This window comes from Tenacibaculum sp. M341 (assembly GCF_004337695.1).
Taxonomy (GTDB): domain Bacteria; phylum Bacteroidota; class Bacteroidia; order Flavobacteriales; family Flavobacteriaceae; genus Polaribacter.
Genome location: NZ_SJXJ01000083.1, coordinates 1 through 498 on the forward strand (window position 1 = coordinate 1; position 498 = coordinate 498).

1 protein-coding gene is annotated in these 498 nt (G+C 33.3%); it reads left to right on the plus strand.

Features of this window, described 5'->3' with window-relative positions; genetic code table 11:
* The coding region (locus EYW44_RS21955; protein ID WP_132728018.1) for a phosphopantetheine-binding protein at positions 1-498 on the plus strand (498 nt) is incomplete at both ends.

Here is a 498-nt window from a genome sequence, read left to right on the forward strand (position 1 = left end):
ATCAGAGTGTAGTAATTGTAAAAGGAAGTGGTAATGATCAGTATTTAGTTTGTTATTATACTAGTGCTTCTTCTTTAGTAGCATCTGAACTAGAGGAATATTTACAAGGTGTTTTACCGGAGTATATGGTTCCAGGAGCTTATGTTATTTTAGATAGTTTTCCATTAACATCCAATGGTAAGATTGATTATCGTAGTTTACCAGAGGCGAGTATGGTTTCTAAAGAGAATTATGTATCTCCAGAAACTGCATTAGAGGCTGAATTAGTAGCTATCTGGTCAGAGGTACTGTCTATTGAATCATCTGAATTGAGTGTTACACAAAGTTTTTTCCGTTTGGGAGGTCATTCATTAAAGGCAATAAGTTTAGTTAATAAACTTAATAAAGAACTAGGCTTAGTATTAAACCTACGAGATATTTTTACCTATCAAGATATTCGTTCTTTAGCACGTTATATAGAACATCATGAGGTAAAAGGAGGGTATAGCAGTATTCCTA